The sequence below is a fragment of the Flammeovirgaceae bacterium SG7u.111 genome (assembly GCA_034044135.1).
In the GTDB taxonomy this organism is placed as follows: Bacteria; Bacteroidota; Bacteroidia; order Cytophagales; family Flammeovirgaceae.
On record CP139021.1, the window covers coordinates 3,307,157 to 3,323,968 of the forward strand.

Sequence of the window (16,812 nt, forward strand, 5' to 3'; positions counted from 1 at the left end):
TGATCAGAACTTATAAGTAATTGTCATGAGTAGGTTTCTGGGTGCTCCCGGTGCTAACCTAAACTGGTTCAATGCCCCAGACCAATAAGTCTTATCGGTGATATTGTTCACTTTTAGGATGAGCTGGATATCGGAATTCACAGGTTTGTAGTACAAGGCTCCATCAAAAACGGTGTATGCTGGCAAAAGCAATCGGTCATTAGAAGAATACGAATACCAAGAATATTTATCTCCTCTGTATTGCATGCCCAATCCAATGCCTAACCCTCTCAATGTGCCGGTTAAAAGATCGTACCTTCCCCAGAAGTTGGCGCTATGCTTTGGCGCACCGCCAATCCGTTCGCCAATAAGCGCTACTTCTTCATCTTCTACTATCACTGCATCGGTGTAGGCATAAGAAGCAACTACTTGTAGGTTTTGTAAAATATATCCAGACACGTCCCACTCAAAGCCTCTGCTTCGTTGCTCGCCTCTGGCAGTTAGGTTTTCCAAATCGTAGGTATCTCCAATCAATACATTTTTTTGGGTAATCTCGAACAGGGCTAAGTTTCCTTGTACTTTGCCATTAAAGAACTCTCCTTTTAGCCCTAATTCTTTCAAGTCGCTTAGCAATGGGTCAAAATCGCCCGGGGAAGCAGACCAGAAGAATCCTTCGGTAGCAGGTGAAAGGCTTACGGTATTTGTCTGAGGTTGAAAACCTTCCAGATAGGTAGCATACGCGCTCAGGCTTTTTGACAACTCATAGGTCAAGCCAATTCTGGGGATAAATGCCTCGTTCTTAAACTCTTCTTCATCGTTTTTGTAATCAAAGATATCTGAAAACCACTCATACCTAAGGTTTAGCAAAGCTGAAAACTTCCCTAGTTTAAACTGGTTTTGAATATACACGCCATGTGTAGTGGTCAAGTTGGCTGGTATTCCAAATTCACCAATCACGTAATCTTTTGTTTCCCGGATACCATTGAATTGATTCACCAAATCGAAGTGGGGGACATTAGGAACGGGCATTGTAACGCCGTCTACTTCCATCATCTGGAAATCAGCGGCATTTTCAGGGTTGTATGAAGCAGCCGTTCCATCATTCTTCAAATACCTGCGAGCCGAGTTTTGCCCACCACCAATCGTGCGTTCCCATCTACTTCCATCGTATCCAACCAACACTGTGTTTTTTATACGATCGCCACCGAGGCCTACATTGAAAAAGGCATTGAAATTATCTGTATCCCAATATTGTTCACGCTCTACGTACCGCATAGCTGCCAATGTTGGTATAGCATTTCCATCAATGTCAACCGCTGCCCTGTTTTCCGTTCTGTGCTCTACCAAGTCTTCCGTCCAAGTCTGTTTCATATAAGACGCATTGAACTCGATCTTCTCTCCAAAGGATTTTGAGAAATTAGCCATCATGGTCAGTTCCTTTGACTTGTAGTAGTCGTTGGAAGCGCCCACGTTCATAGAAGTAGGAGTGCTGTTCAAATCAAACTCACCGTTGATCCTCCCAAAGATGGGCTGCCCCCTGTCCAAATTGCCCACACCGCTGCTGTATATAAGTTCTGCATTCAATGCTGTGGAGCTATTAGGTAAATAACTGATAGAAGGGCTAATTAAGAGCGCATTATTTTGAACTAAGTCTCGAAAAGACCGTGCTTCTTGAAAAGCTGCATTGAGTCTATAGAGTAAGGTCTTTTCTTCATTTAGTGGCCCTGTAAAATCTGCAGCGCCTCTTATAGTTCCAAAACTTCCTCCGGTGATAGATACTTCGTTCCTAGCTTCTGCCAAAGGCTTTTTGGTGACCATGTTTACCGTACCTCCCGGGTCTACACTGGAAAATGTAACTGAAGAAGGTCCTTTGATCACTTCCACCCGCTCTATGTGCGAGGTAATAGGTTGAAGGAAGTAATACTGCCTCGTGCGCATTCCGTTGATAACCTGCCCATCTTCTGCTTGTGTGATTCCGCGAATGTTAAAGTGATTGTAGTTTCCTGTTGAAGTTACGCTACTCACTGCCGTTACGGCATCTGCCAATTGAAAGGCTTGCCTATCGCTGATAAACTCTTTGGTAACTGTTGAGATGGCTTGTGGCATTTCTCTGTTTTTGATGGCCACTTTTGAAGCAGAAAAAGAGTAATCACTGTTATAATCCTCTCTTTCACGTCCAATTATCTCCACTGACTGCAATTGCCTAAATTCTTCAACTAATTTGATTTCGCCCAAATCATAAGAGTTGTTTTCTTCTACTTCAAGCACTAGCGAGTGCGATTTGAAACCTATATATCTTAATTCTACATTGTACGTTCCAGCACTTTGGAACGATATATTAAACTTTCCATCCGCATTGGTGATGCCTCCTTCTGCCTTGCCATTTTTTGTAAGTGAAACAGAAACACCGGGCAATACCTCATTTTTTTTGCTTGATACGCTACCAGTTACGCTGATCTGAGCATTTGATTGAATAAAAGTAAGTAGGAATAGTATAGAGAGTAAATGTTTGATTTTCATAGATTAAATAGATTTTAGATATAATTCTTGTAATTCGCTTGCATTGATGTTGGAGGTTTCGGTAGAATAAACCAGCTTTCCTTCTTTCATTATCCCTATCCGTGTACCCACATTCACGGCATTGAAAATATCATGTGTGGCCATTAAAATAGATTTGCCCTCTGCCGCAAGTTCTTTGCAGATAGTGGTAAACTCATCTGTAGCTTTTGGGTCCAGGCCTGAGGTAGGTTCATCCATGAAAATGACCTGCGCATTTTTAGAAAGTGCAATGGCAATGCCTACCTTTTGGCGCATTCCTTTTGAATAAGACGAAAGCCTTTTGGTGTGTGCCTCTTCTTTCAGCCCCACCTTGTGGAGGAGGCCAATAAGCTCATTTTTGGTATGGCTAAACCCGGCAAGCTTGCTGAAGAATTCTAGGTTCTCAATTCCATTCATATTCCCATAGAGCTGCACCACTTCCGGGATGTAAGCAATCATGGACTGGGTCTTTCCAGCAGGTTTTACCTCTACTCCATTAATAAGGGCCTTGCCGCCCGATGGCTTGATGAGCCCAAGGAACAAATTGATAGTAGTGGTCTTGCCCGCTCCATTTTGCCCCAACAGGCAATAGACCTCGCCAGGGGCAATGGTTAGACTTAAATCTTCCAATGCAAACTGCTCCTCGTACTTTTTAGATAGATTAATTGCTTCTAGCATAATTTTAATAAGACTTATTGCAACAATGTTGCAAATATAGTCTAGCTTCTCATAAATGCAACGGTGTTGCGTTTGCAGAAAAGTTAAATTAGTAGGAATGTTGCGGATACATCGCTAATAGCTTAGCCCTTTGCATTAAATTGATAACTTGTTACGAATATTTTTCGCTTCTATTACCGATGATGTTTCTCCCTTGTGCGGCCAAGTGTTTTTGAATTAATCTAAGTTTTTTGTGTATTTCGTGTATCTTTTCAATAGAATAGCATTATGTTAATAAATGAAGTCTATTTCCTTGAATAACTTTTACATGAAATACCTCCTTGTTTTTTTATTTATTCCAACTGTAGCATTTTCTCAAAATAAATCTGAAGAATTCGGCTTAAAAAGAGCTTCGGAAAAAGAATATGCTTTATACAACAAGCTGAAAGGAAAAACTACTGCCGACAATTATAAGAGTACGTTCCTGGCAGGAAGCGAAATCTACATAGTCTTTTCTAATAAGCGTTTTTTTGAGCTGCTCTTCAGTAATAAGAACGATGGGATAGCAATAGATGTAGTTACGAAAGAGCAGTATGGTTGTGGTCAGGATATATCGTTGAAGGAAACGTCATGGCCAAACAAAGGGAGGCTATTGCCTCCTATGTACAAAGATGAGTTGCTTGAAAACAGCTATACCAGTGAAGATGGAAGGTTTGTTGTTTATTATGGGCAATTGCCGAATGAATTTGACTTACTTAATACAGAGTGTAATTTATTGACACTGCAAAAGAACTACCTGTGCGAATATCAAGTCTTCTCCAATGGAATTGCTGCCCACTGGAATATTTTGGAAATGGGCTTGTACAGAGATACACTTTCTGCGGATGAGGTAAAAAGGTTAGAAGTTGCTTCTTTGAAAAAAATGGAGTTTTCAATTCCTTTTGAAAAAAATCAATCCAGCTTTAGCCAAGAGGATATCCAACCTATTTACGATTCCCTAAATCTAACCAATTATACAATCAAGGAGATTCGAATCCTTGCCTACACCTCGGTGGAAGGTTCATACGAACGAAATATGGAGCTTCAAAAAGAAAGGGCAAACAGTATAGTAAAGGCTTTGCAGGCTTACCAATCCGATTCTATACGTTCAAAAGTGATTGCAAAAGAAAATTGGAGAGAGTTTGCGAAAGATATAAAAGGGACGGAGTATAAATTTTTGTTAGAGAAGCCATCAAAAGAATTAGTAAGAACTGAATTAAACAATAATAATGAGCTTTTAGCTAAGCTTGAGCCAATTCTTGAAAAACATAGAAAGGGTCTTGTTCGCCTTGTGTTAGAAAAAAGATTCTTATCAGAGCATGCAAGTCCTCAACAAATTAAAAAATACTTTGATCAAAGTATTAAAAGCAAAGACTTGCCTCAAGCAATCCATATCCAAAACATACTTTTCCTGAAAGCAAGGCATGATGAGATTCCTAACGATTTCATAGGAAAGCTAGATGTGCCTCAGGAATCTGATTTTGCACCTCTATTAAACAACTATGCGGTTTTCAATTTTGACGACGGAGTTTTTCTGTTTGATAATATCTCAGCCTTTGAAAACCTATTAAAAATTGCTCCTAATAGCCCTCAAATCATTTATAACCTGACTTCGCTAAATATACAAGCTTGGGCACTGGGGTTACCTTTTGGAGAGCATCATAAAATCAAAAAGTTAATTGACAGATTAAAAACTCTTGAGTTTGAGGCTTCACTTATCAAAAGACTTGAAATCAATTACTTAATTCTTCTAACGCAACATTACCAACTCACCCAAGAATACGACAAGAAAAATAGAACTATACGAAGTGTATATAATACATATAAATCTCTGGATATCAGTAACCAAGAGGTGTTGAGTTTAGCAAAATATCTAGTTGCTTATCGTATGAGGCAATGGTCAGAAGAGTTGCTGTTAGAAAAACTGCAAACGCCAATCCCAGATGAAGAATTACTATTTTATTATTTGAGCCTTACTATCCATAAAAGGGATTATTACTCAAAAGCTGACTATCAATTAATTTTAAAAAAGGTAATTGAGATAAATAAAGGAAGATTTTGCCGTTTATTCCTTCCTGTTCCGCAAGGTGGGAATACGTTCCAGCTACTTGGAGAAAAATACTTACAACATATCTATTGTAAAGAATGTAATGGCTTTGATTTTTAATTAATACCCATGAAAAAGCCCACATCCTAGATGCGGGCTTTAACTTTTAAAGTTTAAACTATTTTTATCCCAAAAAAGAAATCAATACCCCAGCGGCTACTGCCGAGCCAATTACACCGGAGATGTTACTGGCCATGGCGTATTGCAACAGGTGGTTTTTTGGGTCGTGCTTTAAGGCTATTTCATTAGCTACTCGTGATGCCATAGGTACGGCACTCAAGCCAGTTGCGCCAATCAATGGATTGATTTTTTTCTTGGCAAAAAGGTTATAAATCTTGACTGCGAAAATACCGCCTGCTATAGAAATGGCGAAAGCCAAAAATCCTCCAACAATGATCATGAGCGTTTTAGGGTTGAGGAAAGAGGTCGCTGTCATGGTTGCGCCAACGGTCAATCCTAAGAAAATAGTCGCTGCATTCATGATAGTTTTTGATGCAGCTTCGAACAAACGCTCGGTATCTGTTCCAATTTCCTTCACCAAGTTTCCGAAAAGCAACATTCCTAGTAAAGGAACAGAAGAAGGCACTAAAAGCGCTACTACTGTGGTGAGCAAAATAGGGAAGATGATCTTCACCATTCTCAAGTTTTTGATCGGTTTGGCAGAAGGGTACAGCTTATCTTGCTGACGCATGTTGATCGTAAGCTCCGACTTGCTCATGGTAAACTTCACTACCAAAGGGATGATCACTGGCACAAGTGCCATGTACGAATAAGCTGCTATGGCAATAGGCCCTAGCAAATGCGGGGCAAGCTTGATGGTGGTAAAAATAGCCGTTGGTCCATCAGCACCGCCAATAATTCCCAGCGAAGCCGCTTCTTTGAGTGTGAAGCCCAAGCCAATAGCTGCAAGCAACACGGAGAAAATCCCGATCTGGGCCGCTGCGCCAAACATAGCCAAGCGCAAGTTTCTGAGCATGGGACCAAAATCAGTAAGCGCACCCACGCCCATAAAAATGATGGGAGGGAGGAAGCCTGTTTTGATGAGGGCGTAGTATAAAAAGTTCATGATGCCATAGTCCTTGGCTATTTCTATCAAGGTCATGTGCATAATATTGTTGGCATCGTCCGAAGGGATAACACCCATCTGCCCGCCTGGGAAGTTGGCTAGCAACACCCCAAACCCAATGGGGATCAGGAGCAAAGGTTCAAACTTTTTGCCTATGCCCAAATAAAGCAAAACGAAGGCTATCAGCAACATCAGAATAGAGCCTGGGTTGGCTACGATGTCGCTAAAAGCGGTCATTTTATACAAGTTCTCTAATATGTCCATATCTTTTGGTTCTCGGTAATGTGGATAAATCAAGTTGAGTGAAAAAGTTGGCTGCTTTCTTTTCAAAGCAGCCCTGAAAATTATTTCAACTTGATGATTACGTCATCTTCTTCAACGTCGTCGCCATCTCCGAAGCAGATATCTGCAACTACGCCGTCTTGCTCCGCCACAATTGCGTTATACACTTTCATGGATTCTATGTAGCAAACAACATCGCCATTTTTCACTTGATCGCCCACTTTCACCGCCGTTTCAGCAGATGATTTGGTCAAGAAGAATTTGCCCTCGATTGGGGCAAGCACCTCAGAAACATTCACATCTGATATAGGGGCTTGGCTCTGCCCATTGGCAGTTTGTGCAGCGGGCACAGGTGCGCTAGCAGGTGCAGCCGCATCGCCGTACGCAACATTCACCAAGAATTTCTCTCCGTTTACGTCTATGTTCAAAGTTTTTGGTTCAAAGTTGGGAACAGGAGCTGCGCTTGCCGCCGGTGCTGCTGGAGTAGTTTTAGCTTCTTTCTCATCTCTTCTTTGTGCCAAGTCCTCTTCAAAAGCTTTCTTCGCTGCACCAGATTTGTAGGCTCTGTATTGCTCAGGGTGCATCGCCAACTCCATCAATTCCTCGTCGTCTTGCCCATAGTCCCATCCGTTGTCGTCCATTTCCTTTCGGTACTTGTCCAACTCGTCTGGGTAAAGATCTTGAGGCTTTCCTGAGTAAAACTCTCTCCCTTGTTTGTTCGCTAGCTCTACTAGTTCGGGAGCAAGTTTACCTGGAAGGCTTCCTGATTTGCCAACCATCATATCCCATACATTGTCAGGAATCATACTCCAACGTTCTTTACCTTTCTCCATCTGCATCACGTTCATCAAAGCGATGTTTTTCACATATTGGCTATAAGGAGTGACCAAAGGTGGGTAGCCCATTTTAGGCCAAATATATTCTACTTCGTTGAAGAGCTTGATCAGCAATTCGTCTTGGGTAATGGATGGCTTGTTGTTTTTAGCAAACCATTTGTTGAGGCTGGCTAAGTTGTTTTCAAGGTCGGCCATTAGCGAGCCCATCATGCCACCTGGCAAACCTGGTCCGATTAATAGTGAGTTCAAGAAACGGTTTCTTGGGTTAATGTAAAAGCCAAGGAAATCATCGATAAACTCTTGGGTGAGGGCGCGGACTTTCATGTAAGCGCCCATGTCGTAATCTGGAACACTGAAGCCAGCATCTTTCAGCAACTCGTAAGTTGTGATAAGATCGGCGTGACCTGTTCCCCAAGAAAGAGGCTCCATTCCTACATCTATGATTTCAGCTCCTGCGCGGGCAACTTCCAAGATAGAAGCTGGTGTGAAGCCTGGGCCTGTTTGCCCGTGGTATTGAATAAGTGTATCAGGATAAGCTGCTTTTATTCCTTCTACTATTTTACCCAAAGAAACCGGACGTCCAATTCCCGCCATGTCCTTCAAGCAAATTTCGTCAGCGCCTGCTTTTATGAGTGTATCTGCCATTTCCACGTAGTAGTCAACCGTGTGGATTTTAGAATGAGTGAGGCAAAGTGCCGCTTGGGCCACCATTCCACCTTCCTTGGCATAATTAATTGAATCTATAATGTTTCGGGTATCGTTCAGCCCATCAAATGAACGAGCTATATCCGTGCCTTGCTTTTTCTTCACTTTGAACATAAGCTTTCTTACGTCCACTGGTACAGGGCTCATTCGGATGCCGTTCAGACCTCTTTCGAGCATGTGCGTTTCAATGCCTGCATCGTTAAAAGGTTGCGTCCAATCCCTTACCGATTTGTTGGGGTTTTCTCCAAAAAGCAAATTGATTTGCTCGAAGCCCCCACCGTTGGTTTCTACCCTTGCGAAACAGCCCATATTTACTATTTCTGGGGCAACTCTTACCAATTGGTCAACTCTCGGCATATACTTGCCAGAGGATTGCCACATATCTCTATATACGAGTGAAAATCTGATATCCTTTCCCATTTTCTTTTATTTGTTGTCTTACTGATTGTGAATAATTATATAAAAAAATAGTGCCTTAGGCGGGGCACTTGTTATTTCCTCTTTTCTATACTCGAAACCTTGCCCTTGCCTTGAGTTGCTATATCAACCGCGGTGACAATTGCAGCCAGCTTAGATGCTCCAATTTCTCTTTGAGGATTTACGGTAGCTACTTGGCGGACTGGAGTTAAGGGCTTGGCCTCTTCTGGGAAGAATCGGTTGACAAGGCTTATTAGGATATTGCCCGAGACTATTACCAAAGCTAAAATAGTACCTACAGTAATCATCCCTACGGCGAGCAACATAAATGCGGAGTTGAATCCTTCTTCTAGCATATTTTTGGTGGTAGGATGGTGTTTGAAAAAAATGATTTACATGGGCAAACTAGGAAAAAAGCAGGGAACTTTAAAATGATATTTATCACTTAAGAGAATTTATTTATATGATAAAACCAACATCTATCAGGAAAGAGCAAAAAAATGAGCATTCGGTAGATGTTTGGAGCCAAACACAACCCTTTTCTTGGTTGGCTATTCTTGTTTTTCAAGTGGTAGGCAGATTATGATAGCGGTGTCCTGCCCCAGCTCAGAGGAGATCTTGATCGTCCCCCTATGTTCTTGAGCGATCCTGAAGGCAATAGAGAGACCCAGACCAGTGCCTTCCTTAGGGGGTTTGGTCGTAAAAAAGGATCGGTGATTCTACTCAAGTTTTTCTCGCTAATTCCTATGCTCGTATCGGTATGCCAAAAAACGTCGGGTTGGCTTCAAACAACTCCGACAGGGCAAATTGTTTGAGCCTTTTCTTGTGTTTGATAGTGTTTTGAAATAGTGCAAATGTTCAAAATCCTTTTGATTTTGTGCCAAGTCATTTACTCTTGAAAAGAGAAACATTAACTTGCCGCCGAAATCTATAATCATTGGAGTGTCATAACTTCGAAAACATACACAAAAGGTTCAAATGAAGATATATTACGATCAGCGAGTATTTAGGGCAAAGAGCAATTCGAGTGCGGGAGAGGTAAGCGGAGAAACAGTTTTTGAGTATTTCCAAAGGGGAACTGTTTTGACAGGGACTTATGGCGGAGGAAGCATTAGCCAAGGGCAACTTTTAGGCAACGTCAATGAAGGTGGTAGCCTTTCTTTTATTTACCAGCACCTCAATGCCGAGGGTGAGTTCCGAACAGGCAAATGTGAATCTGTGCCAAGGCTACTTGCCGATGGTCTGGTAGAATTGAGCGAGAAATGGGAATGGACCAGTGGTAAAAGCGGGAGTGGGGAATCCGTGTTGGAAGAATTTATCCCTGAAGTGATGAAGAAAAAGTATTTTCTCTTGGATGTATTTACCGATCGGAAGTTTGGGGGGAACCAGTTGGCGGTTTTTACCAATGGGGGAAATCTCAGTGGGGAAACTATGCAGAAGGTAGCCAAGGAACTTAACCTTTCGGAAACGACTTTTATCCTTCCTCCTGAAAGCCTAGAAAACGATTATAAAGTACGGATTTTTACTCCGGGTAAAGAATTGCCTACGGCAGGGCATCCGACATTGGGGACTTCCCACATCATAGTCAGTGAAAAGCTAAAAATGGTAGAAGGAGAAAAGGCTGAACTTAGGTTGGAGCAAAAAGTGGGCATGATTCCCGTTGACTTGGAACTGTCTTCTGAAGGGTTTCCACAGCGGATTACTATGGAAGCTCCTTTGCCAAATTTCTTGGATATATTTGAAGACGTGGCACAAATGGCAGAGGTATTGAATCTCCAGCCTTCTGATATTAGATTGGCTTCCCCTATGCAACTTGTCTCTTGCGGAGTTCCATTCTTGATTGTTCCGCTCAACAGCTTGGCAGCGGTGGAAAATTGCAAAGTCAATTCAGTAGCTTTGGAAAAGTACTTAGCCGATTTTCCTGTAACGGAGCTTCTGGTTTTTAGTACTGAAACTGTGGAGGGAAACTCAGATGTACATTGCCGCATGTTCGCCCCCGAGTTCGGTATAGTGGAAGATCCAGCCACGGGAAGTGCCAATGGACCGCTTGGTAGTTATTTGATTGAACACGAGGTTTTTCCTGTCAAAGAAGTGAATGAATTTGTAAGTGAGCAGGGTTTTGAAATGGGTAGGCCAAGTTATTTGTATCTTACCATTGTCATGGAAAATGATAAGATAACCAAAGTGAAAGTAGGTGGGCAGAGTGTGATAATGGGTGAAGGGATGATGGAAATAAAAAGCTGATGGTTAGCAGTGTAGGGAATGATTTATATTTATACTCTTCTTTAAAGAGTAAAACCCAAAGAATATCAATTAGTTATGTTGAAAACTATAAAGTTTATTCTATTAGCAATTACCCTTTTTGGGAGTTCTTTTTCTGGAATTGCCCAAAGAAAGAAAATTGATCCGTATAAAAATTCGAAACTTCCAATAGAAGAGCGGCTGGATGATCTTTTTGCACGTATGACCTTGGAGGAAAAAGCGATGCAGGTTTTGTGTATTTGGGATCAAAAAGCTGAATTGATTTTAGATGAAGATGGCAACTTTTCTTTGGAAAAAGCAGCACAAAACTTTCCGAATGGGTTAGGTCAAATTGCCCGTCCGAGCGAAGCATTGGAGCGTGTGCAAATGCAGAACAGGACGCCAACCCAAATGGCGGAACTTACCAATGAAATCCAACGCTATTTTGTAGAGAAAACAAGGCTGGGAATACCAGTAGTGTTCCATGAAGAAGTACTGCACGGGCATGCAGCGAGGAAAGGAACTCATTTTCCTGTTCCTATTGCCCTTGCCAGCTCGTGGGATACCGATTTGATGGAACGTAGTTTTTCTGTCATAGCCGAAGAGGCGAGGAGTAGGGGGGCGCAACTTGCCTTGGCTCCTGTATTAGATGTGGCTCGCGACCCTCGTTGGGGAAGGTTTGAAGAAACTTATGGAGAAGATCCGTTTTTGGTCTCGGAGATGGGCTTGGCAGCGGTAAAGGGGCTTCAAGGTACGGAAGAGCAAATTGGCTCTGCTAAAATGATGGCTACGCTCAAGCACTTGGCTGGTCATGGGCAACCCGAAGGTGGGGTGAATACTGCACCTGCAAATATTTCGGAAAGGTTGCTCAGGGAAGTGTTTTTGATGCCCTTCGAGAAAGCTATAAAGCAAGGTGGGGCAAAAAGTGTGATGGCTTCTTACAACGAAATTGACGGGATTCCGTCACACATCAATTCTTGGTTGCTCAAGGATGTATTGAGAAATGAGTGGGGTTTTGATGGGCAAGTTGTAGCCGATTATGGTGGGATTTCCGACTTGTATCGCAGGCATTTTGTAGTGAAAGACAGTACTGAAGCAGCTAGGGAAGCCTTGCTTGCCGGGGTAGATATAGAATTGCCAGATATGGTAGACTACCCTTCATTGTTGAAATATGCAGCACAAGATTCAGTCATTGCAACTGCATTGGACACGGCTGTTTATCGTTTGCTCAAAAACAAATTTCTGCTTGGACTGTTCGACGAACCCTATGTGGATGTTTCTTCTACCGAGAAAATAGTAGGTTCTGAAAAAAATGGAAAACTTGCCCTAGAGGCTGCCCAAAAATCCATTGTCCTTCTTAAAAATGAGATGAACTTGCTTCCCTTAAATACTTCCTTTTACAATACGATAGCTGTGATAGGACCGAATGCAAAATCGACGTTGCTGGGAGGCTACAGCGATGTGCCGCCTTATTATGTTGATTTGGTGGAAGGGTTGAAAAATCGATTGGGGAATAATGGCGAGGTGGTATTTGCAGAAGGCTGCCGGATAACCGAACCAGGTAGCTGGTATTTAGACCCTGTTCAATTGCCTTCACCCAAAGCAGATGAGGGTCGGATTGAACATGCCGTCACTATTGCGGAGCGGAGTGATTTGGTTATTTTAGCTATTGGAGGAAATGAACTTACCTCAAGAGAGGCTTGGAGCGATACACATTTAGGTGACCGCACCAGTATTGAGTTGGTAGGGAAGCAACTGGAATTATTCAATAAGTTGAAAGAAACGGGCAGGCCGGTAGTAGTGGTACTGTTTAATGGCAGGCCACTCGATTTGTCGTATTTGAAGGAAAATGCACAGGTGTTGTTGGAGTGCTGGTACTTGGGTCAAGAGACTGGAAATGCGCTTGCAGATGTATTGCTTGGCAATGTAAATCCGTCAGGAAAGCTGCCTTGCACATTCCCCAAATCTACTGGGCTTCTACCTGCTTTCTACAACCACAAACCGACTGCCAAGCGCCCCTATTTGTTTGACGAACATAAGCCTGTTTACCCTTTTGGTTTTGGCTTGAGCTATACTGATTTTTCTTATAAGGATCTTACAGTCAACCCTTCTGTTATTGGGATGAACAGCAAATCCTTGGTTTCGGTGACTGTAACGAATACTGGTGACGTGAGAGGAGATGAGATTGTCCAACTGTATATTAGGGACATGGTAAGTTCGGTTACTCGACCTGTAAAAGAGCTAAAAGGATTCCAGAAAGTACAGCTGAGACCTGGGCAGGAAAAAGTTGTGACCTTTGAGGTGACTCCTGAACTGCTAAAGTTTTACAATAAAGATATGGAAAATGTACTTGAACCCGGACGATTTAAGCTTATGGTTGGTTCTTCGTCCGAAGAGTATATAGAAGCCTATCTGAATGTGGTGAATTAGCATTTCCCTCAAATTTTATTATTTTAGGAAAATGCATTTTTAACTTTTGTTATAGAGTTGAAGAATAATTGTGTTTATTTGAGAAATAATTTAATTATTTTTAGTCAGAGACTTTTTGGTTTTCATTCCCAAACTGCTTCTAAGCAATAAACGTAGGGTGTTGATTTTACTAAAAGTAAAAGAGGAGCCTCGTAAAACTGAAATATATAAATGAAGCTCAAGATTACACTAAGTTTCCTGTTTCATCTATTTTGGCTCCCACAACTAATGGCTCAGTTTTATCAAGCTCAGGTACTTGATGATGAAGAACATGGTATGCCTGTCAGTTTGGTATATGATATTGCTCAAAGTGCTGAAGGTGAAATATGGTTTACTACTATTGCAGGGGTTTACACCTACGATGGGCAATATTGGACACTAAAGTCAGATGATACCGTGCCTTTTCCCAATTCAGAATTTAATATTATAAAGTCATTACCCGATTCTAGCATTTGGCTTACTGGCTTTGATGGAGAGGGGCATCGGATCATGTGCTATAAAAATAATCAGTGGCTTAATTTTCCTGCACCGCCCATCGATTTCGGCTTTTTTATCCACCATTTTGATTTCGATGTAAGGATTGAGGCAGATGGCTATCATATTGCCATTCATGATTATAACAATAAGTTGTACTACTTCAATACTTATCTTAATTATTGGAAAGTGATTGATGTACCTGGAGAAAATACTACTATCAACAGGTTGCGCTTCCATAAAAGTAGTTTGTACATTGGGACTAGTGTTGGGCTTTACAAAATGAAATTTGGAGGCATTTCCAAAGTAGGAAGCTTTTCCCAAAGTATTTATGGGATAGATTTTGGTGGTGATACTTGTTTTGTGAGGCTTAGTAATTCGATAGGTTACCTTTTGGAAGGAGATTATACTGAGCTAAAAAGCCCCTTGAAGAACCCCGTTGTGTTGCCATTAGAAAGCAATGAGTTTTTTATAGATAATAAGCATAACATATACTACAGTTATCGGTCTCCACTAAGTAGAATAAATAGAAAAGACAATAACAAAGAAGAAAATATTCAAGTAGACCATGACCTGATGTATTCGATAGCTTCTGGCGCTTTGGTAGATACAGACCAGAATATTTGGGTTTCAACAGTTAGGGGTTGTTATAAGATTGAGAGTGCGGCTTTTCTCAATTATACTAAAAGGAGTGGTCTGCCTGAAAATGAAGTAAGTGCTATTTTAAATTTGCAAAATGGTAAAATTGTTTTAGGAGGTGTTAAGGACTTGTCTGTTTTAGATAAAAAGGGAGAGATGCATAATTACTATTTGGCCAATCAAGATATCATATTTCAATCGAGAATATTGGATTTGGCAGAAGGAGTTGACGGTACTATATATATTGCTGCAAATAAAAAAGGCTTAGGAGTATTACCCAAAGGAGCAGAACAGATAAAATGGTACTCGACAGGTAATGACATTTATGATGCAGTTATTGCTTGCGAAGTGATTGATGGAAAAGTGATTGTCGCCCTCATAAATAGTATTTGCGAGTTCAAAAATGGGCAGTTGACATTGCTTACTAGTGGGGTTGGTTATGTCAGATCAATCTCCAAGCTATCAGGAAATAGGGGATTGTTGCTTTGTAGTAGAAATGGGCTATTCCATATAAAAAACAATAATGAAGCGCCTATAAACTATGTTAGTAAGGACATGAAGTGTACCAATACCTATTCTTCGCTTGAGTATGAAGGAAAAATATTGATAGGGACGGCAGGTGGGCTGTGTGAACTGAGAAATGATAGCATAATTGACCTTACTTTAGGAGGGTTGCAGCCAGGCATTCCAATATACAAGTTGATGTTGGATAGCAAAAAACGACTATGGGCAGGTACCAACAATGGCGTTTTTACCTATGAAAAAGGAAAAGGTTGGAGGCATTTTACGGTAAAAGATGGGTTGGTGGGCCCAGAAGTAAATAGGAAAGCCATTGAAGAAGATGAAGATGGCAGGGTGTGGATAGGCACTAATAAAGGGGCTTCTGTTTATTTTGAAGAATACGATTTCTCAAAAAAGCTTATTCCTCAAACCAAAATTGACTCAATATCTTATGGTGTGACAAATACTCGCTCAACAAATGAGTCCATAGAGGTTGCTGCAAAGGATAATGATCTTTCTTTTTATTTCCGTGGGGTGATTTTTAACCGAACCGATAGTCTGAATTATAGGGTGCAACTGGAGGGGTTTGATAAGGACTGGCGGTATATAGTGAATGGCAGGGAAAATTCAGCTAGGTACACTAACTTGCCAGGAGGGACGTACCGTTTTAGGTGTCAGTCTAGAGTAGGGGATAGGGAGTGGAGCAAGGAAGTTTCTACCGGATCTATAAAAGTGTTTAATCCTTTTTATCTCACGTGGTGGTTTGTTGCTTCAAGTATTATTGCCGTAGCCTTGTTTGTCTATTTTATATATAGGCTAAGGATGAATATATTGGAACGGCGAAACAGAGATCTTGAAAAAGAGATTAAAAAAAGGACTACAAAGATATTAGAACAAAGTACAGAGATATTAAATAAAAATAAAGCGCTTGAAGAAAAACAATACAAGGTGTTGGTGCAAAATGAAGAACTTCAAGCACAACAAGAAGAACTTTCAAATAAAAATGATCAACTAGAGGCCACACTTGAAAATCTTAAAAATACCCAAAGTCAATTAGTTCAAGCAGAAAAAATGGCTTCTTTGGGAATCCTGACGGCAGGTATAGCACATGAAATAAATAATCCAATCAATTACATCAATTCTGGTATAGAAGGCTTGCGAACTGCAATAAGCACTATTGGGGAGATTGTTGATAAATATAATGAGCTTACGGCAGAGAACTTTGTCGAGAAGATGAAGGAGATTGAAGAGCTGAAGAGCCAAGTAAAATACGAACGCTTGCTGACATTAGTAAAGAAAGCTCCTGAAAATATTGGTGTTGGGGCTAAACGGGCTGCAGCAATAGTGAAGGAATTACGAACTTTCTCTCGGATCGATTCTGATGATTCACATAAGTTTGATGTGCTGCAAGGGGTAGATTCAGCACTGGTGTTGCTCAGGCACCAATATAAAGACAGGATTGAAATTGTAAAAAGCTATGATAAAATCCCTCTGATAGAATGCTTTCCTGGGAAATTGAACCAAGTATTTATGAATGTTTTGAGCAACTCTATCCAGTCAATTCCCGAACAGGGGACAATTACGATTACTTCAAAATTATTGACCGATGGTAGCCTTCTTGACAAAGATTGTGTGTCTATTATCATTACAGATACTGGCATTGGGATTCCGAAGGAGAATCTGAACCGGATATTCGAACCGTTTTTTACTACAAAAGATGTGGGGAAAGGTACTGGGTTAGGGCTTTCCATTTCGCTAGGTGTAATTGAAGCACATGGAGGTAAAATGCTGGTAGAAAGCGAGGTGGGAAATGGTACGTCTTTTACAATTCTTTTACCTTTGCATCAGTAACGCCACAATAC

General features: G+C 41.2%; 9 protein-coding genes. 4 read left to right on the top strand and 5 right to left on the bottom strand.

What is annotated here, in order from left to right; translation table 11 throughout:
• Positions 1-3: 3 nt before the first annotated feature.
• Together R9C00_12885 and R9C00_12890 are read right to left on the bottom strand one after the other, a co-directional pair.
• On the bottom strand, positions 4-2,499 hold the full coding sequence (locus R9C00_12885; protein ID WPO38350.1) for a TonB-dependent receptor: 2,496 nt from the start codon (positions 2,497-2,499) through the stop codon (positions 4-6).
• Positions 2,500-2,502: 3 nt separating this feature from the next.
• Entirely contained in the window at positions 2,503-3,195 is a 693-nt protein-coding gene (locus tag R9C00_12890; protein WPO38351.1) for an ABC transporter ATP-binding protein, read from the bottom strand.
• A gap of 631 nt (positions 3,196-3,826) precedes the next feature.
• Here R9C00_12890 and R9C00_12895 point away from each other — a divergent pair.
• Positions 3,827-5,380: a hypothetical protein gene (locus R9C00_12895; GenBank protein ID WPO38352.1), complete on the top strand. Its 1,554-nt coding sequence runs from the start codon at positions 3,827-3,829 to the stop codon at positions 5,378-5,380.
• 64 nt (positions 5,381-5,444) lie between these two features.
• Here the strand turns inward: R9C00_12895 and R9C00_12900 are convergent, their stop codons facing one another.
• The 3 genes from R9C00_12900 to R9C00_12910 form a co-directional block, all read right to left on the bottom strand.
• A complete protein-coding gene (locus R9C00_12900) occupies positions 5,445-6,650 on the bottom strand; it encodes a sodium ion-translocating decarboxylase subunit beta (GenBank protein ID WPO38353.1) in 1,206 nt (401 codons plus the stop codon).
• A gap of 80 nt (positions 6,651-6,730) precedes the next feature.
• Positions 6,731-8,629, bottom strand: coding sequence for a biotin/lipoyl-containing protein (locus tag R9C00_12905; protein WPO38354.1), 1,899 nt, complete (start codon positions 8,627-8,629; stop codon positions 6,731-6,733).
• 71 nt (positions 8,630-8,700) lie between these two features.
• Complete coding sequence (locus R9C00_12910; protein ID WPO38355.1) at positions 8,701-8,982, bottom strand: hypothetical protein; 282 nt, start codon at positions 8,980-8,982, stop codon at positions 8,701-8,703.
• A gap of 622 nt (positions 8,983-9,604) precedes the next feature.
• Here R9C00_12910 and R9C00_12915 point away from each other — a divergent pair.
• The 3 genes from R9C00_12915 (at position 9,605) to R9C00_12925 (ending at position 16,801) form a co-directional block, all read left to right on the top strand.
• A complete protein-coding gene (locus tag R9C00_12915) occupies positions 9,605-10,870 on the top strand; it encodes a PhzF family phenazine biosynthesis protein (GenBank protein ID WPO38356.1) in 1,266 nt (421 codons plus the stop codon).
• Positions 10,871-10,945: 75 nt separating this feature from the next.
• Entirely contained in the window at positions 10,946-13,297 is a 2,352-nt protein-coding gene (locus R9C00_12920; protein ID WPO38357.1) for a glycoside hydrolase family 3 N-terminal domain-containing protein, read from the top strand.
• Between the two features lie 267 nt (positions 13,298-13,564).
• On the top strand, positions 13,565-16,801 hold the full coding sequence (locus tag R9C00_12925) for an ATP-binding protein (protein ID WPO38358.1): 3,237 nt from the start codon (positions 13,565-13,567) through the stop codon (positions 16,799-16,801).
• Positions 16,802-16,812: the final 11 nt, after the last annotated feature.